The sequence below is a fragment of the Arthrobacter sp. 135MFCol5.1 genome (assembly GCF_000374865.1).
Classification (GTDB): Bacteria; Actinomycetota; Actinomycetes; order Actinomycetales; family Micrococcaceae; genus Arthrobacter.
In genome coordinates this window covers 51308-69960 of record NZ_KB895461.1, presented here as the reverse complement: position 1 = coordinate 69960, position 18653 = coordinate 51308, and the positions used below count along the sequence as shown (strand labels likewise).

Here is an 18653-nt window from a genome sequence, read left to right as displayed (position 1 = left end):
TAGGCGGCTGTTGAGGAATGCGGGGATTAAATTCGGTCCTTAATTCAGGGAATTTATCCCCAACCCACTCCCCAGGAATGCAATTCATAATTGCGGCTGCTGTCATCCCGCTCCCACGCGGTGTTTTTTCGGCGCCGGGCCGCACGGCCCGCAAGCGCGAAGGCGGCATAGACGGCGGCATCCACCGCGGAGCCGGGACCCTTGATTGAATGCGCCAGTTGCCTGGCCGTGCGTCCCGTCTGCGTGCCCGGAACATCGCGGAGTTCGTTGTTCCCGCGATATACGCGCCTCAGGGTGGCGAGCAGGGCCTTTCCGGTTCGTGGCGTGCGGACTGTCACCGGCGGGCAGGCGATGACTTCTTTTTCGGAGGCGTCGAACAATCGGTCGATGTAACAGTCGTCGGCCGTGACGGGCGGAAATTCACCAAACCGTTCATGCCCTTTGCGGCTCAGGCCGTAAACGCCGGCACCCCACATCGATGCCGATGCCTGGGGCAGCCGGTTGCGTGCCCGGTAGTAGGCGCGGACCGGCCAGGAGGCGCCCGCTGTGTCATAGGTGAAGGCGGGGCGGGCGCAAAGGGGCCCGCCGTCGTCGGACAATGCCTCCAAGGTGGCACGCAGGGCGGCCGGCGGCACCTCGATATCGGCGTCAACGTACAGCCGCGGCCACCCGCAGGCGGCTTGGTCGCCGGCGTTGAGGGCAGCGGTCTTGGACGCGGCCTCCACGGAGACAACCCGGACGCCCGGCACGGAACCGGCCACGGCTTCAGTTCCGTCGGTGCAACCGTTGCAGGCAACCACCACGTCCACCTTCCCGCTCGCGATGGGTGCGGTGAGTGCTGCCAGCGTCCGCCCGAGGACCGGGGCCTCGTTGTGTGCTGGAATGATGACCGTCCCGGAGGGGAAATCCCCTTCCTGGCCGGGGCCACCCGGGTAGGCGACGGCGTGCGGCAGGTCGGCCCATCGTGACTCCCTGGCGATCAGTCCCAGGATTCCCCGGTGGGCGGGCAGCGGTGCCCGCAGCAGGGCAGAAAGTACGACGGCGGCACGGAAGATTCGTGCGTAGCTTCCGTGATGGAATTTTCGGACATAGCGGATCCTGTTCGCCCCCATGAGGGCATCCAGGGACGGTGAGCTCCCGGACCCGCCGCGGGAATGGACCATGGCTGCAAGGGGCTCGAACCAGACGTCGGCCTTGAGCTCGCGGACACGGTGCAGGTAGTCCGTCTCCTCCGAGTACAGGAAGTAGGACTCGTCCCAGCCGCCGACCTGTTTCGCGATGTCGGAGCGGATCAGCAGCGCGGCGCCGGTGGCCCAATCCACCTTGTGCGGGTGGGCGTAGCTTTCGGCGTCGAAGTCCATTTCGGTCAGCCATCCGGGGCGTCCTTGGAACCTGCTTCCGAGGAGGGCGTCGCCCAGCGCGCGCGAGATGCTCGGTTCCCTGCGCAGCGAGGGGTAGACGCTTCCGTCGTCGTCTCGCAACAAGGGGACCACCACTCCCGCGCCGGTGCCCGCCATGGATTTCCGCAGGGCCATCACCGCGCCGGGGCAGAGTCTAAGGTCCGGGTTGAGGACCAGGTACGAATCCGCACTTCCCGCCTTCGCGCAGGCCGCATTGATGCCGCCCGCGTACCCGAGGTTCCCGCCGGTGGGGAAGGCGGCCACGCCTGGAAACTCCTGCAGGCAGGAAAGGGTCTCCGGGTTCGGCGAGTTGTCCGCAACCACTACCTTGATGGACTGTTCCCGGGTCTGCAGCCGGAGGCTCTCCAGCAGCCCGCAGACGTCCGCGCCGTTGTTGTAGGTCACCACCAGAGCGGCAACATCGGCGTGCTGGTCGGTCGGGGTGAAGTCCCCTGCCGTGGTGCCGGCCCGCCGGGTGGGACCGGAAGCGGGTCGAGGGGCGGGGCCTGTGCTTGGCCCGGGCGCGACGTTGGCACTGTGCCGGCGGAGCTTCAGGTAGGCTTCGGGCCCCTCCACGACGTACCGTTTGGCGAGCCGTCGTGGCTCCATGGCCAGCCGCCACGCCCATTCAAGGCCCATGGTGCTGACCTGCCGGGGCGCACGGCGTATGTGGCCGGCGAGGAAATCGATGACCGCCCCGAACGCCAGCAGGACCTTCGCCCCGGTCTGCGGCCCGTACTCCCCGATCCAGAGTTCCTGCCGTGGTTTGCCCAAACAGACCACCAGGATGTCCACTCCGGCGGCCCGGATGTCTGCACACAGTTCCGTGACGGCGGTGGCATCACCCAGCATTTGGCGGGACGGCGCCCACCAGCCGGCCACGCGCAGGGTGGGGCGCTCCGCTTCGATCCGCGTGGCAACCAATTCCTGGGCTTCCGGGCTCCCACCCAGGAAACCGACGGTCCGTCCTTGTGCAGCGGCGTCATCGAGGATGTGGCCGATCAGGTCACTTCCTGCGAGGCGGGGCCACCGTTGGCCGGTGAGTTCCGTCGCCTTGGCCACCAAGGGGGCGCCGTCCAGCAACGTCAGCCACTCCAACTGCGGGATCTCCAGCGTTCCTTCCCAGCGGCCGCCGGTCCCGAAGTGGTTGACGTGGTCCAGGTTCGCGGAGAGCACACCCAGGGGGGTCTCGGGGGCACCCGCGGCTCGTTCCATGATGGCTGCCAGGGCGTCCTCACGGCTCATCAGGTCGACCCTGACGCCACCCAGCGTGACAGCCCGCTGCAGCGGGCCCTCGAGGGCCGTTGTTCCCCGCGGTGTCACCAACCCGGCCATCCCCAGTTTGTGGATGCGGCGGGGCAGGCGCCCAAGTGCAGATGTCATTCCGGCTCCATGGTCACAGCGCAGGAGCACGTCGGCTGGAAAAGGGGTCTGCACTCCCCGTTTCAGCCTCGCGCCGGTCACCCGGCACGGCACCTGTCGCATCTGTCAGTGGTCGACGGATGCCATCGTTGGCAGGACTGCGAGGACCTGGTGTCCGGCCCGGAACCGTGGGCCGGACACCCAACGGCATCCGTGTGTCCCCACCGTAGGCCGGGGAAACCCCCTAGCCGGAGTCCGGCAGGCTACCTATGTGGGTACCCGCACGAACCTTTGTGGTGCCACAAATTGCCTGGCTAGGCCGGGGTGCGGAAGAACAGCTCCGAGACGGCGGCGAGGCGGAGGGGATCCTCCACTCCGCACAGCTCCCGTGCGGAATGCATGGACAGCAACGGCACGCCCACGTCCACGGTCCGGATGCCCAGCCTTGTGGCGGTGAGGGGTCCGATGGTGGAACCGCAGGGCACCACGTTGTTGGAGACGAATTCCTGGTACGGCACGCCCGCTTCGCCGCAAAGCCTGGCCCAGAAGGCCGCGCCAAACGCATCCGTGGCGTAGCGCTGGTTGGCGTTGATCTTCAGGAGCGGTCCCCCGTTGAGCACGGGGTGGTTGGCGGGGTCGTGCCGCTCGGCGTAGTTGGGGTGGACCGCGTGCCCGGCGTCGGCTGACAGGCAGAACGACGCCGCGAGGGCCTGCCGCCGTTGGCTCACCGTCGCACCCAGGCCGTCGGAGATGCGCACCAGCACGTCTTCAAGGATGGGTCCGCAGGCACCGGAGCGGGAGTTGGAGCCGATTTCCTCGTGGTCGAACGCTGCGAGCACGGCAATGGGTCCCCCGGCCGTGCCGGACGCAGCATGCGCGGCCAGGGCCGCAAGCCCGGCGTGCGTGGCCGACAGGTTGTCCAGCCGCCCGGATGCGAAGAACTCCCCCTTGCCCCCAAAAACCGCAGGCGCCTGCGTGTCCGCAATGACGACGTCGTACCCGCCAATGCCGGCAGGATCAACGGAGGCGCCGTCAACGGACGCGGCCAGGACGCTCAACAGGTCCGCATCGGTGGGGTTTCCCAGCCCCCACACCGGGTTCATATGGCGCTGCTTGTCCAGGGCAAGCCCGTCATTCACTGCCCGGTCCAGGTGGATAGCCAGCTGCGGGAAGCGGAGCAGCGGCCCGGTGGCGGCCAGGTGTTGCGTGCCATCGAGCATCACCAGCCGGCCGGCGAGCCGGAGCTCCCGGTCCAGCCAGGAGTTGAGCAGGGGCCCGCCGTAGATTTCCACCCCGGCCTGGAGCCAGCCGTGGGCGCCGGTGGTGGGCTTCGGCTTGAGCTTGAAGGACGGCGAGTCGGTGTGGGCGCCAAGGATATTGAAGCCGGTGGCGGGTCCGGCTCCTTCGGGAACCACCCAGGCGATCAGGGCGCCGTCGCGGATCATGAAGAAGGAGCCGGGCCCGCCCTCCCACGGCTGCAGCTCGTCCAGGCGGAGGAAGCCGGCTTCCTCCAGCCTCCGGCCGCCCTCGTGGGCAGCATGGAAGCTCGACGGCGATGCGCTGACAAAGGCGCCAAGGTCCTGGATGTGGTCTGCGGCAGAGGAAGTCAAAGGCATGGTCCCGAGTCTAATGCGGCCTACTCCACCGGCGCTGCGGCCTCGGATGCCCTTGCCGGTTCCGCTGCCATGGCCGCGTCCTTGCGCCGGTAGCGCAGCACGCCCACAGCAACCACCACCACCGCCAACGCGATGGAGAGCAACAGTGATTCGCGGGTCGATTCCACGATCACCATGCCGATAAGCAGGGCCACGATGCTGATGATTGCTGCCCAGGTGAGGTAGGGGAACAGCCACATCTTCAGCTGGAGGTCCTGTGCGGCGGCACCCATCCGGCGGCGGAGGATCAGCTGCGACACGGAGATGACCAGCCAGACGAAGAGGGCGATGGCACCGGAAGTGTTGACCAGGAACAGGAACACCGTGTCCGGTGCGATGTAGTTCAGGCCCACCGTGATGAAGCCGACCACCGTGGAAGCGAGCACGGCGGCGGCGGGAACTCCGCGCCGGGAGATCCTCGTCCAGGAGCGCGGGGCGTCACCGCGGGTGGAGAGCGAGAACAGCATGCGGCTTGCGGTGTACAGCCCGGAGTTGAGGCAGGACAGGACGGAGGTCAGGACCACGACGTCCATGATGGTGCCGGCACCGGGGATGCCGAACAGTTCGATGACCGCAACGTACGGGCTCTTGGCGACGGACGCAGAGTTCCAGGGGAGCAGGGTGACCACCACGGCGATGGAACCGATGTAGAACACCAGGATGCGCCAGACGGTTGACTTCACGGCCTTCTTGACGGCGTCCACGGGGTTTTCGGATTCGCCGGCGGCGATCGTGGCGATCTCGGCGCCGAAGAAGGAGAAGACGACCACCAGGATGCCGGCCAGGACGGCGCCCGGACCGTTGGGCATGAATCCGCCGTTGTTGAGCAGGTTGCTCAGGCCGGGGGCCGGGACGCCGGGGACCAGGCCCAGGATGGCGGCGGCGCCGAAGACCAGGAAGAGGACGATCGCGGCCACCTTGATGGAGGCGAACCAGAATTCGAACTCGCCGTAGGACTTCACCGAGCCGAGGTTGGTCAAGGTCAGCAGCACCATGAGGACCAGGGCCCAGACCCACTGGTCGATGCCCGGCACCCACCGGTGCATGATGGCCGCACCGGCGGTGGCCTCGATGCCCAGGACGATAATCCAGAACCAGGCATAGAGCCAGCCGATGCTGAACCCTGCCCAGCGGCCCAGGGCCTTGTCCGCATAGGTCGAGAAAGAGCCCGTTTCCGGGTTGGCTGCGGCCATTTCACCCAGCATGCGCATCACCAGGATGACCACGAGGCCGGCGGCTGCGTACGCGACAAGGATGCCCGGGCCGGCCTGCTGGATCGCGGCCCCCGAGCCGACGAAGAGCCCTGCACCGATCACGCCGGCTATGGCGATCATGGACAGGTGCCTGGGTTTCAGGGACTTTGAGAGTTGCTGGTCAGCATGCATGGAAGTGCCGTCCTGTTGGGAAATTGCAGAGGTTGTGCGACGTTCATTGGTGCACCGCGGCGGACCGTGTGGTGCACCACATCGTCGTTTCACCCTAGGTCCGCCATTATGCGCCTTGCTTTGTGCACTCCAACAGATCTGGTTGCGCCTAACAGGACGGCACTCCAAGCAGGAACCATGATGGGCAAATAATGTTTCCCACCAGGCACTTTTGTAATGTGCCGGAAACCACGCGCCGGCCACCGGCGCAGGATATCCCTCCTACACGTCCCGGCGCTTCAGCAGGACGGCGGCGATCAGCACGGGGATCACCACCCAGGCGCCCAGGACCAAGGCCGCCTGCCACGTTTCGAGGGTGTCCGGCACGTGCTGGGCGGCGGTCAGCGGCTCAACCGTGTTGCCGGGCAGGTATTTCCGGGCCTCCTTGAAGAAGTCGCCGGGAATGAGCTGGAAAGCGATGGGTGCCACGAAGAAGATGCCCACCAGGCTCATGATGCCGCCGGCCGAGTTCCGAAGCAGCGTGCCCAGGGCCATGCCGATCGCGGCCACGGCTGCAACGTAGATGCTGTTGACCAGGAGCAGTTTCACGGATTCGGAACTTGCCAGGTCCAGCTTCAGTCCGTAGTTGTCCAGGATGGGAACCGCCACCAGTCCGGCCACCCAGGTGGAGAGGGCCGTGACCGCGAAGGAGACCACCATGACCACCACCAGTTTGGCAGTGAACGCAGGCAGCCTCTTGGGCACTGCCGCGAACGTGGACCGCGCCATGCCGGTGGTGAATTCCGAGCTCATCAAGAGCACGCCCAGGGACCCAAGGATCAGCTGGGCGAAGGCGATCCCCGAGGTGGGCACGCTGATCGCGAGGTCCCCGCCTTGGGAGGCCGCCCGCACGGCCGCCTGCGGATCCCGCGATGCCGCGTTGGCGAACTGGCCGGTGCCCCATGCGGACAGCGCACCAAAGCCCACCATCACAACCGCCGTGGCGGCGAGCAGGATCAGCGTTGAGAGCAGGCTCCGGAACTTGATGAGTTCCGAGTTGAGCACCCGAAAGAACGTGGGGCCCGGCAGGGACCCTCCGTGGCCGTGGCTGTGGCCTGCGGACGATGATGCCGGTTCGGGCGAAGCCGTGGATTCTGTGGTCATGGCGCTCATTATTTGCTTACCTCCGCGGCGGGCAGGGAGTGGTATTCGACGTCGTCTTTGGTCAGTTCCATGTACGCTTCCTCGAGGCTGGCCGTCAGGGGGGTGAGTTCATAGACCATGACCTGGTTTTCCAGGGCTGCCGCGGCGATTGCCTTCGGTTCGAGGCCGGTCACTTCCAGCATTTCCCGTTCCGGGACCTCGATCGAGGCGCCGCGGCCGGCCAGCAGCTGCCGCAGCCGGTCCGGCTGGTCCGTGCGGACGCGGACGCGGGCCTGGCCCTTGCCGGTAATGATGTCGCGGATGGGCGCATCGGCGATCACCCGGCCGCGGCCGATGACGATGAGGTGGTCGGCGGTCTGGGCCATCTCGCTCATGAGGTGGCTGGAGAGGAACACGGTGCGTCCCTGCCCGGCGAGGTAACGGACCAGGTTCCGCACCCAGACCACGCCTTCCGGGTCCAGCCCGTTGACGGGTTCGTCCAGGATCAAGGTCTGCGGGTCGCCGAGCAACGCCGCAGCGATGCCCAGCCGCTGGCCCATGCCCAGTGAGAAGCCGCCGGCTTTCTTTCGCGCCACCGCGTCGAGGCCGGTCATCTCGATCACTTCGTGCACCCGGCATTTGGGAATACCGTGTGTGGCGGCCATGGCCAGCAGGTGGTTGTACGCGCTGCGGCTGGTATGGACCGCTTTCGCATCCAGCAGGGCGCCCACCTGCCGCAGCGGAGCCGTGTGCTTGACGTAGGGGAGGCCGTTCACTGTGACCGATCCCGATGTCGGCCGGTCCAGTCCCATGATCATGCGCATCGTGGTGGACTTTCCTGCCCCGTTCGGGCCCAGGAATCCTGTGACTTGCCCTGCCCTGACGGTGAAGCTGACACCGGCCACGGCGGTCTTCGCCCCGTACACCTTTGTCAGCCCGTTTGCCTCGATCATGAATTTTCCTTTTGACGGCAGCGCGTGGCTGCAGATGGCGTTCTGTGGGAGTTCACTCCCTACGCTAACGGGGCCACCGCCGCATTTCGCCCTGCTCAGGGATGATTCAGGGGAGAATCAGGGTTGCTCCGGACCAAAGCCTTCCCTGTTCAGGGGCGTGGGGAGTAGTACGTCAGCGCGTTGCGCCGCACTGAATAAGCGACCCGGCGCACTCCGGCCAGTGCCTCACCGTCCACGGCAAGGGCCATGGGTGCGCCGTCGGCATCAATGGTGACCGTGGAGGCCTCGCGCAGGTGCGTGATCCTGGAACTTGCCACCGTTCCGGTCAGGACGGCCCAGAGCAGCCGCACGCGGGCGAACGACTCGTCGGCGGTGATCAGCCTGACGTCCAGTACGCCGTCGTCCATGACGGGCCGGATGAGCGGCGCGTGGTCCCGGGGGTAGTAGCGGCCCCGTCCAAGGTAGGCGATCCACACCTTGTGCCGGACACCGTCGACGGAAAGAGTGATGGGGGTTCCCGCGGCGAACGTGCGGAACATGGCCACGACGCCGGCCAGCGGCTTTCCAAGCGCGGGTTGCAGGTGCTCCCGGCGACGTACGAGATTGGGATAGAGGCCCACACTGGACGTGTTGAGCATGACCAGCTCGGACACTTCGGGATGGCCCGCGAGGCCACGCTCCGCGGTCACCAGGCCGATGTCCGCCAGTGCGGCCTCACCCTTGGTCGCCGCTTTCACGGCGTCCTTGAGGTTTCCGATCCCCGCGTCCCGCGCAAAGTGGTTGAGGGTTCCCCCGGGCAGAACCAGCAGGGGCAGGGAGCGGTCGACGGCGGCAGCAGCCGCGGCGCCGACGGTTCCGTCGCCGCCCCACACACCCAGGGCAAGGGTCCCGGGGACGTCCGCGGTCGCGTTGATCTGCTGCACGAGGTCATCGTCCGGCTGCACGACGTTTATATGTGCCTTAGGGAATACATCTTTGAGGGCGGCGGCCGTTTCCACCTTGAAGGATCCACCCAGGGTGTTGACCACGATGCTGAGGCCTTCCCCACCGGGCAGCCCAGGAGCCTCGGTCCACGTCCGGGCCGTCTGCGGAATGGGCGGCCGGACCGGCCACCAGTGCCGGGTCACCAGGGCGGCGCCCGCACCGAGGGCCGAACCGAAGATGACGTCCGAAGGCCAGTGCGCACCGGTGTGGACCCTCGAGTAGGCCACACCAAGGGCCGCGGGCGCCAAGGCAGCGCCAAGGGCGGGCTGGACCAGGCCGGCGCCCACCGCGAAGGCGACGGCGGACGCTGAATGCCCCGAAGGCATGGAGGAACTCTGGGGCTGGGGGTGGACGAAGCGGAACACCGGGAGATTTTCCGGCTTCGGCCGGGTCCGGGGGAGCAGGGTCTTGAACACCATGTTCGTAACGGCCGAGGCGACGCCCTGGGCGATCAGCCCGTGGACGGCAGCGCGCCGGGATTTGCCGGGGAACAGCGCAAGGACGGCTGCGATACCGATCCAGAGCTTTCCCTGGTTCGCTGAGGCCGAGAGCCGTCGGAAGAACACGTCGTGGCTGCCGCCGGGAAGGTTAGAAACATGCTGGAGAAGGAATCTGTCGATGCGGCTGGGCCAACTCCGCCGGCGGTGCCTGGTGCTTTGCATGTGATCACCCTAAACCCCTGCCGCTTTAGCATTCGGTTCCACGCCCTTGCCTGCGCGGCGGCCCCGGATCCTGTCAGGGCTCCTTGGTGTCCTCCAGCCGCAGGGGCCTGGCGGCACCGGCCAGCAGCAGTGCCACGAGGATCGGTGCCATGATCGCCAGCAGCGCGGTGTGGATGCCGGTGAGGTCGCCGAGGTACCCGAGCAGCGGCGGGCCGGCCAGGAACGATATATAACCCAAAGTGGATACAACGGATACGCGTGCTGCCGAATGCCTGGGGTCGTCGGAGGCTGCTGACATCCCCATCGGGAAAGCCAGCGCTGCGCCGACGCCCCACAGTGCCGCACCGATACCGGCCAGCCAGATGTTCGGCGCCAGGACGAAAAGGCCCAGCCCGGCGGCTGCGGCCGCCATGCTGGCCCGCAGCACGGCCACCCGGCCGTACTTGTCGATCACCCGGCCGCCGAGGAAGCGCATTGCTGTCATGGCAAGGACAAAGAGGGCAAACATGAGTGCGCCCGTGGACTCCGAGGTGGCCAGGCCGTCCACGGAGGCTTTGGCGATCCAATCGTTGCCGGCCCCCTCGGTGAGGGTGGCTCCCAGGACCACGACGCCGATCAGCAACGTCCTGCTGTCCCGCCATGCCGAGGGGCCCTTGGCAGGTTCGGGTTCCCCGGGCGTGGCTGCCGTGGAAATGTGGGGGAGGAAGAAGCGCGGCGCGGTCAGGGCCACCAGCACCACCACACCGGCAATGACCATCAGGTGCAGGGGAAGGTCCACGCCCAGGCTGGACAGGCCGGCGCCAACCAGTGCGCCTACGAACGCACCACCGCTGAAGGCAGCGTGGAATTGCGGCATGACAGTCCGGCGGAGTTTGTGTTCTACGTCCGCGCCTTCGATGTTTTGCGCAACATCCCACAGGCCGATACCGATTCCGAAGAAGAACAGCGAGACCGCGGTTCCGGGTATGGAGGTGGCCGAGAGCGCCAGGGCGATGCCGATGCCCGCGGCGGCCGCCAGCAGGCCGGCGAAGCGGACCGTGTTCGCCGTTCCGATCCGGCCTACCACCATGCCCGCTGTGGGGAGCGCCAAAAGCGACCCGACGGCCGTGCAGAGCAGCAGCGTGCCCATCTGGCCGGAGGTGATGTGCAGCGTCTGCGTGACGGCCGGGATCCGTGCAGCCCAGCTGGCGAACACCAGTCCATTAATGCCAAAGACCACGAACGTGGCCGCGGCCGCCGCTTTCAGTCCAACGTGCTGTTCGGTGCCGGCGTTGGTGCTCATACGTTCACTACTTCCACAGAGTATTGGTCGAGTTGGGCTTGTTCCTGGCCACTGAATTTCCGGTCGGTGACAATCACGTCAACCCGGTCCAGGCCGCCGATAAGGACCCTCGCGTGCGCCTGCCATTTAGCCGCCGATGCGGCAACCACCACCCGCGCCGACGCGTCCAGGCCGGCCCTCTTGACCGCGGCATCGTCCAGGTCGTGGGCCAGGAGGCCGTCAGTAAAGTCAACGGCACAGGGGGTGAGCACGGCGGTATCAAAACGCAACGACCTGATGTTGGACTCCGCCAGGGGTCCGCGGAAACAGAGCTCACCGGGCACCAGGCTCCCTCCTGGCAGCAACAGTGCAGGCCGGGAGCCTGCGGCAGTGTCCCCGCCGGCGGCCGCATTGAGTCCGGGCAGGGACATCGGCATCAAGGTCAGTTCCCGGCCGGTCACGGCACGGGCCACCTCGGTTGCCGTGCTCCCGCTGTCCAGCCACACATGTTCGCGTTCCAGCAGCAGCCCGGCGACGGCGGCGGCGATGCGCCTCTTGGCGTCCCGGTCCTCCAGCTCCCGGAGCCCGTACCCTGGGTGCTGCCCTTGCCCGATCAGGCTCCTGGCTCCGCCGTGGATCCGACGGAGGACGCCGTTGCCTGCCAGCGCTTCAAGGTCGCGACGGATCGTGGCCCCGGAAGCATCGCAGGCCAGCATCAGTTCTTCGACGCTCACCTCGGCCTGCCGCCGGAGGATTTCGGCAATAGTCCTGTGCCGCTCATCCGTCTTCATGATCAAATGCTATCAATTGATGATCATTTGCTCATTAGACTGCTCACCGACTTCTCAGCGTGCGCGTTCCACCCGCTGTTCGTCCCAGACCGGTTCCGCTGATTCGTACACCTTCCCGTCCGATCCGAACACCAGGAACCGGTCGAACGTCCGAGCGAACCAGCGGTCATGGGTGACGGCAAGGACCGTGCCCTCAAAGTGGTCAATGGCGCGCTCCAGCGCCTCGGCGGAGTGCAGGTCCAGGTTGTCCGTTGGCTCGTCCAACAGCAGCAGGGTGGCTCCGCTGAGCTGCAGGAGCAGGATCTGGAAACGCGCCTGCTGGCCGCCGGACAGCGACTCGTACTTTTGCTCGGACTGTCCCGCCAGGCCATAGCCGTCCAGGGCGCCGGCGGCCGCCTCCCGCCCCAGCCCCGAACGGTGTTCGTCACCGCGGTGCAGGATTTCCAGGAGCGTCTTGCCCAGGAGATCCGGCCGGACATGGGTTTGGGCAAAGAACCCGGGCCGGATCCGCGCACCGAGCTTGACGGTCCCTTCGTGCGGGACCTCGGCGATTTCCACATCGGAGACCGGCAGGTGTTCCCGCTCGGGATCGGTGCCGCCGGTGGCGAGCAGCCGCAGGAAGTGGCTCTTGCCGGAGCCGTTGGAGCCGAGCACGCCGACCCGGTCGCCGAACCAGACCTCGGTGGAGAAGGGCTTCATCAGGCCGGTCAGTTCCAGCCGTTCGGCAACGATGGCGCGCTTGGCGGTTCGTCCGCCTTTGAGCCGCATCTGGACGTTCTGTTCGATCGGCAGTGCCTCCGGCGGACCCACTTCGAGGAACTTTGCCAGCCGGGTCTGGGCGGCGTGGTAGCGGTTGGCCATGTCAGAGCGGAACGCGGCCTTGTTCTTGTACATGTTGACGAGTTCCTTGAGCTTGATGTGCTCCTCGTCCCAGCGCTTCCGCAATTCCTCGAACCGGGCGTTCCGGTCCGCGCGGGCCTCCACGTACGATTCGAATCCACCGCCGTGGATCCATGCTGCGGCTCCGTTGATCCCCGGCTCCAGGGTGACAATGCGCCCGGCGGCGTTGTTCAGCAGCTCGCGGTCGTGGCTGATGAAGAAGACGGTCTTCCTTGACTCGTTCAGCTTCTCCTCGAGCCAGCGTTTGCCCGGCACGTCAAGGTAGTTGTCCGGCTCGTCCAGGAGGAGGAGCTCGTCCGGGCCTGCGAACAGTGCTTCCAGCACCAGGCGTTTCTGCTCGCCGCCGGAAAGGGTCGACGCCGGGCGGTGCTGTGCGCGGTCAAACGGCAGTCCCAGCGCGGCCATGCAGACCTCGTCCCAGACGGTCTCGACGTCGTAGCCTCCGGCGTCCCCCCAGTCCACGATGGCCTGGGCGTACCGTATCTGGGTGGGCTCGTCGTCGTGCTCCATCATGGCCAGCTCGGCATCATCCACCTCGCGCGCAGCGGCCGCCAAAGCCGGGGGAGCAGCGGACACCAGGAGGTCCCGGACTGTTGAACCGTCACGGACCTGCCCCACGAACTGGCGCATGATGCCCATGTTCCCGGACCGCCCGATGACGCCCTCATCCGGGACCAGGTCTCCGGCGATGATCCGGAAAAGCGTGGTCTTTCCTGTGCCGTTGGGCCCGATCAAGGCGGTCTTGGTACCGTCCGGGACCTTGAAGGTGACTCCGTTCAGGAGCTGGGTGCCGTCGGAGAGGAAGTAGTCGATGCCGGAAACGTCAATATGGGCCACGCCGTCAATCCTCCCACGGCGGAGCCTAGCCGGCGGCGGTGAGGAACTGCTTCAGCAGCGGACCCGAGGTGGTGGCGCCCAGGCCGCCGTCTTCCACGAAGACGGCCACCGCCAGGTCCCCGTGGACGGCCACGATCCACGCGTGCGTCTTGGGCGGGTTCTCGGTGCCGAATTCGGCGGTTCCGGTCTTCGCCCCTACCGGTGCCCCGGGGACGCTGGACAGGAAGCCTGCATGCCCGGAAGTAACCACGGCGCGCATCATGTCAGCCAGCGATGCCGCCTCCGCTGCCGTGATCGGTTTGTCCGATGCCGTGGACGGCGCCTCGGCCGTCGCCGTGGCAGTCGGTGCGGCGGCCGGGGCAGTGGACCCGGCGGTGGTTCCCGCAGCGGGGGCAGCGGCATCGGGGTTGAGGACCAGCTGCGCCGAAACGGGGGCGCCCTTGGCAACAGAGCCGGCCATGATCGCAGCAGCCAGGGGGGAGAGCAAAACCTTGCCCTGGCCAATCATGGAGGCCGCGTGTTCGGTGCCCTGGGCCTGCCCCGGCACGGAACCCAAGAACGCTTCCGCCCCGAGTTTCGGCGCTTCCACCGCGACGCCCATGGAGGTGGCCGCGGCTTCGAGCTGACTCTGCGATACCGAGTCGCGCTGGGAAATGAAGGCGGTATTGCAGGAGTGCGCAAAGGCGTCCCGGAGGGTCACCGCGCCAAGGGAGGTCGCGGGGTAGCCCTCGGAGTTCTTGAAGGTGCGCCCGTCTACTGTGAGGGTGGGGGTGCACTGGACGGTGGAATCGGGATTCATGCCGTTGCGGAACATGGCCAGGGAATCCACCATCTTGAAGATCGAGCCCGGGGCGTACTGGCCCAGCATGGCCGTGTTGTAGCCGTTGCTGCCCGGGCCGGAGGCGGCGGCGAGTACGGCGCCGGTGGAGGGCCGGAGCGCCACGATGGCCGACGCCGGGCCCACACCCTCCAGGGTGGACTCAGCCAGGGTCTGGAGGCGCGGATCGAGGGTGGTCTTCAACGGCGTACCGGGCTTGGGTGCCACCTCGAAAAGGACGCGCCTGGGGTCGGTGCCGGCGGACTGGATCTGTTCGCGCGTCAGGTCGGCCCGCTGCGCCCGGATGACCACGGCATCTGATCCTCGGAGCTGTGCGTCGTACTGCTGCTGGAGCCCGCCGATGCCCGTGACATCCCCTGCGTCCAGGGCGCCTTCGGATGCATCGATCTGTTCCGCGGTGGCTTCGCCGACCGAACCGAGCACGGCGCGGGCAAACGTCCTGCTGGGAGCCAGCGGCATGGACGCGGGGATGCCGCGCGCTCCGGGGATCGCCTGGATCTGTTGATCCGAGATGGTCCTGCCTTCTTCACGCAGCGTGATAGCAGGGACAAAAGCCTGTGCACCGGCAGCCTTGACCTGTTGCGCATACGCCGCCGGGTCCACTCCCACCAGCGCGGCCAGCTTGCCGGCCGAATCGGAGGGGTCTGCGGCGCCCAGTTGCGGCTTGTCGATACCGACATTCACCACGGGACGGTAGGTGACCAAGGGTACGTCGCCGGCACCAAGGATGTCGGCACGCTGGGGGGACTGGGAGCCCTTGGTGACAATTTCACTGTCCGTCAGGCCGGGTGCCAGGAGGGCCGGGTCCCACACCGTCAGCCACTTGTCCCCTGACTTCTTGAAGTTCGCCGAGCTGGTGTACTTCCATTCGGCGTCGCCGAACTTCCAGGTATAGCTCAGCGGCGCGGACGCTTTATCGCCGTCGAGGGTGAGTCCGCCTGCCTGGACCTCGGGCTTCTGCGGATCCAGGGCAGCGAAGACCTGGTGCAGCTGGTCGTTGGCCGCGGCGGCGTCCTTGCCGTCAAAGGCCACCGAGCCAACGTCAAGCGATGAGACCGCGCCGGCCAACTGCTGGGCCGCGGCTTCGGCCCCGCTCTTACCGTCGTCGCAGGCCACCAGGGAGGTACCCAGGACGAGCGCAGCTACGGCAAGCGAAAGTTTTGTTGATTTCCCCATGCGGCCATTATCCCCCGCCCCGGCACCGTGCTGTGCCGTGCCGTCGCGGGCCAGGAGGTTGTGGCGGGTCCTGCCGGCCGGCAGAACCTAGCCGAGGGAAAGGTCCGGAACCGGCAGCCGGAAAATGTCCTTCAGGGCGTACGTAGCCGCGTGCATCCCGGGCATTCCCGTGACACCCGGGCCCGGTGGCGTTGAGGATGAGCAGAGGTAGACGCCCAGCAGAGGTGTCCGCCACGGGACGGGGGACGCCACGGGCCTTTGGACCAGGCCGCGCACGTCCATGACTCCGGCGCTGAAGTCGCCGCCAACGTAGTTGCGGTTGTACTGCGCCAGCTGCGCCGCCGTAATGGCGTGCGATTCCACCACGAGGTCCCGGAATCCCGGGGCAAACCGTTCCAGCTGCGCCATCACCTCGCCGGTCATGTCCCGCGTGGAGCCTGCGGGGACGTGGCAATACGTCCACAGTGTGTGCCGCCCGTCCGGGGCCCGTCCCGGGTCAAACCGGGAGGGCTGGGCCACCAGGACATACGGCCGCTCGGGATGCCGGCCGGCGCTGACCTGGTTCTCCGAAGCCGCCAGTTCGGTCCGGGTCCCGCCCACGTGGACCGTGCCGGCGTCGGCAAGCCCGCTGGCTTGCCACGGCACCGGACCGGACAGGATGAAGTCCACCTTGCAGGAGCCGTTTCCGTACCGGAACGCCTCGAGGGCTCTTCGATAGCGGCCAGGCAGCGCATCGCCTGCCATGTCCAGCAGGCCGCGGGGCGCCACATCCAGCAGGGTGGCCCGGGTGGCCGGCAGTTGTTCCAGCCGGTCGATGGGGGTGCCGGTGTGGATGACGCCGCCGTGGGCGCGGATATCGTCAGCGAGGGCTGCCGCGATGGAGGCGGAACCGCCGCGGGGGATGGGCCATCCGTCCGCATGTCCCAGGGCACCGAGCATGAGGCCGGCCCCGGACGCCGCCAGGGACGGTAAATGCGAGATGGCGTGGGCGGCAACCCCGCTCAGGAGGGCGGGTGCAAGATCCTCCCGGAACCGTGCGTTCCATAATCCGGTTCCCTGCTCCAGCGTCCGCAATCCGTAAACGCCCGCCATCACCGGGTTGCGGGGGATCCGCAGCAGCTGGTTTTGGGTGAAATCCATGACGTCGCCAATATGCCGGACCAGCGGTTCCATGAGCCTGCGGTAGGCAGCGCCGTCCCGGCCCAGTTCCGTCGCAGTCCGCTCCAGCGAGGTATACGCCAAAGCCGCCCGGCCGCCATCCAGCGGGGACCCGAATGAAACTTCAGGGGTGATCAGGTCCACCCTCCGGGGCAGTTCGAAGGCACGGAAGAACGGGGATGCCAGCGCCATGGGATGCACCGCGGAGCAGACGTCGTGGAAGTGTCCGGGCTGCATGAGTTCGGTGGTGCGCGTGCCACCGCCGATGGTCTGGGCTGCCTCGAAGACTTCCACCGACAGCCCTGCCCTTGCCATGACGGCCGCTGCAGAGAGTCCGTTGGGGCCGGTGCCTACTACCGCGACATCAGGCACGGAACCCTGCTTTCCAGGGGGTAACCGATTCCGAGGGCCGGGCGGGATCCAGCCGGAACCAGTCGGGCGCGTTCGCGAACGGCCCGCCGTGCGGATCATCAACATGGTGGCGGCGGATGGGGTCAAAGGCGGGGTCGTAGATGTCCCACACGATGCGCGCCATGAGGTACGCCACGGCGGCCATGTGAGCGGCGACGGCGAGGACGTAGTAAGGCATGTCCAGGTTGTGTTGGGACGAACCGGCGCTGGTCACCTGTCCAAGGTACATCCAGATTGCGGCCCAGTGCAGGGCTTCGATCCCCTGCCAGACCAGGAAGTCGCGCCACCGTGGCCTGGCGAGGGCTAGCAGCGGGATCAGCCACACGACGTACTGGGGCGAGTAGACCTTGCTGGTGAGAATGAAGGCCGCGACGATAAGGAAAGCAAGCTGCGCCAGGCGGGGGCGGCGGGGAGCGGTCAGTGCAACGGCTGCTATGGCGGCGCACAACAGGACGAACAGTACGGCTGACAGTGCGCTGACTCCGTCCGGTGCCAGCCCGGACCAGCCCAGCCTGCCGGCCACCAGGTTGTAGGCGAACCACGGGGAACTGTACCCGGCGCCCCGCTCCGCGCTGTACTGGAAAAAATAGGCCCAGCCGGACGGGTTGGCCGCCGCGAACGGCAGGTTGACCACCAGCCAGGTGGCGGCGGCGCTGCCGGCGGTCACCAGCAGCGGCCGCCACCGGCCGGTCCGCGCGGCAAGCAGCAGGATGGCCCCGAGGACCAGCAGCGGGTAGAGCTTGGTTGCCGTGGCCAGCCCGATCAGGATGCCGGCCGGCACCGGGCGGTTCTTGGCGAAAAAGTACATGCCCACAGCCAGCAGGCAGGCTGCCCAGAGATCCCAGTTGATGGTTCCGGCGAGGATAATCCCCGGGGCGACCGCCACCATGGCGGCATCCCAGGGACGGCGGCCGGGCATGCGGGCAACTGCCAGGACAGTGACCATGGCCACGGCCGCCAGCAGCACGGCATTGATATCGAAGTAGGCCACAGCCCTGGCGTTGGCGTCTCCTCCGGGAACCAGCCATGCCGTCAGCCCCGCAATCAACCCGATGAGCACCGGGTATTCAAACTGGCTGCCGCTGCCGAGGATGGGGAAGACCCCTTGTGCCAGGCCGCGGTTCCGGAACAGCTCCGGGAAGTCCGAGTAGCACGTGGCGTAGAACTGGGTTGGGGTCTCCCAGCCGTTGACCCGGCAGTAGCCCTTAAGCAGGATGCCCACCAAGGCGGCCAGTGCTGCCAGGACCACCAGCACACGTTCCACGGTGAAGATCCCGGGGGAGGCAACACCGGGATCCGCCTTGGCCCCGAGTGGCCCGCCGATCACCTCCGTGAAATTACGGAGCAGCGCATCGCTGCGGCTCGGCACCACGATACGGGGCCGTCGTCCACCCTCCGGCGGCTGGGTCTCGTGCATGGAGTCGAGCTTACAGCCGGCCCCTGCGCAAAGCGCGGGGGCCGGCAGTCAGCGCAAGCCGCCGAGCTGCTGGTGCATGAGCACGAAGACTTCGTTTCGATGCTGCTCCAACAGGTCACTGTTGAACGAACTGCGTCGCTGCAGGGGGCGGGACAGGAATCCCAGGATCTTTCGCATCAAGGAAGGCACCTCCTTTCGTTTTAATGGGGCACAAAAGTGCACGACGAATTAGCGCATCTTTTCGGCGCGAAAAAGCCCGGAAAGAAGGCGCGTGAATTCCATGGCGGGAATAGGCGGAAATTGCAGGAAAGAACACAAATTCCGGGGGACGCCGACAAAGC

Annotated in this window: 13 protein-coding genes; all 13 read right to left on the bottom strand. The window is 67.0% G+C overall.

What is annotated here, in order from left to right; translation table 11 throughout:
- Positions 1 to 53: 53 nt before the first annotated feature.
- The 13 genes from C563_RS21930 to C563_RS22935 all read right to left on the bottom strand — a co-directional run bounded on the left by C563_RS21930 (position 54) and on the right by C563_RS22935 (position 18492).
- On the bottom strand, positions 54 to 2783 hold the full coding sequence (locus C563_RS21930; protein WP_018762841.1) for a WecB/TagA/CpsF family glycosyltransferase: 2730 nt from the start codon (positions 2781 to 2783) through the stop codon (positions 54 to 56).
- A 293-nt stretch (positions 2784 to 3076) separates the two neighbouring features.
- Positions 3077 to 4378, bottom strand: a complete 1302-nt coding sequence (locus C563_RS0114745; protein ID WP_026264888.1) for a M18 family aminopeptidase — start codon at positions 4376 to 4378, stop codon at positions 3077 to 3079.
- A 20-nt stretch (positions 4379 to 4398) separates the two neighbouring features.
- On the bottom strand, positions 4399 to 5802 hold the full coding sequence (locus C563_RS0114740; protein WP_018762839.1) for an amino acid permease: 1404 nt from the start codon (positions 5800 to 5802) through the stop codon (positions 4399 to 4401).
- Between the two features lie 261 nt (positions 5803 to 6063).
- A complete protein-coding gene (locus C563_RS0114735) occupies positions 6064 to 6954 on the bottom strand; it encodes an ABC transporter permease (protein ID WP_231369906.1) in 891 nt (296 codons plus the stop codon).
- Entirely contained in the window at positions 6954 to 7877 is a 924-nt protein-coding gene (locus C563_RS0114730; protein ID WP_018762837.1) for an ABC transporter ATP-binding protein, read from the bottom strand. Before C563_RS0114730 ends, C563_RS0114735 begins: the two co-directional genes overlap by 1 nt.
- A 149-nt stretch (positions 7878 to 8026) precedes the next feature.
- Complete coding sequence (locus C563_RS0114725; protein WP_026264886.1) at positions 8027 to 9523, bottom strand: bifunctional phosphatase PAP2/diacylglycerol kinase family protein; 1497 nt, start codon at positions 9521 to 9523, stop codon at positions 8027 to 8029.
- Between the two features lie 73 nt (positions 9524 to 9596).
- Complete coding sequence (locus C563_RS0114720; protein WP_018762835.1) at positions 9597 to 10805, bottom strand: MFS transporter; 1209 nt, start codon at positions 10803 to 10805, stop codon at positions 9597 to 9599.
- Positions 10802 to 11575, bottom strand: coding sequence for a DeoR/GlpR family DNA-binding transcription regulator (locus C563_RS0114715; protein WP_026264885.1), 774 nt, complete (start codon positions 11573 to 11575; stop codon positions 10802 to 10804). The genes C563_RS0114720 and C563_RS0114715 overlap by 4 nt, the downstream gene beginning before the upstream one ends.
- Positions 11576 to 11629: 54 nt before the next feature.
- Positions 11630 to 13312, bottom strand: coding sequence for an ABC-F family ATP-binding cassette domain-containing protein (locus C563_RS0114710; protein ID WP_018762833.1), 1683 nt, complete (start codon positions 13310 to 13312; stop codon positions 11630 to 11632).
- A 25-nt stretch (positions 13313 to 13337) separates the two neighbouring features.
- Complete coding sequence (locus C563_RS0114705; protein ID WP_018762832.1) at positions 13338 to 15326, bottom strand: penicillin-binding transpeptidase domain-containing protein; 1989 nt, start codon at positions 15324 to 15326, stop codon at positions 13338 to 13340.
- A gap of 87 nt (positions 15327 to 15413) precedes the next feature.
- The gene (locus C563_RS0114700; protein WP_018762831.1) at positions 15414 to 16856 is read right to left on the bottom strand and encodes a phytoene desaturase family protein; all 1443 of its coding nucleotides are present in this window, start codon (positions 16854 to 16856) and stop codon (positions 15414 to 15416) included.
- Positions 16849 to 18312, bottom strand: coding sequence for a glycosyltransferase family 87 protein (locus C563_RS0114695; protein ID WP_026264884.1), 1464 nt, complete (start codon positions 18310 to 18312; stop codon positions 16849 to 16851). The genes C563_RS0114700 and C563_RS0114695 overlap by 8 nt, the downstream gene beginning before the upstream one ends.
- A 48-nt stretch (positions 18313 to 18360) precedes the next feature.
- Positions 18361 to 18492, bottom strand: a complete 132-nt coding sequence (locus tag C563_RS22935) for a hypothetical protein (protein WP_255414772.1) — start codon at positions 18490 to 18492, stop codon at positions 18361 to 18363.
- Between the last annotated feature and the right edge of the window lie 161 nt (positions 18493 to 18653).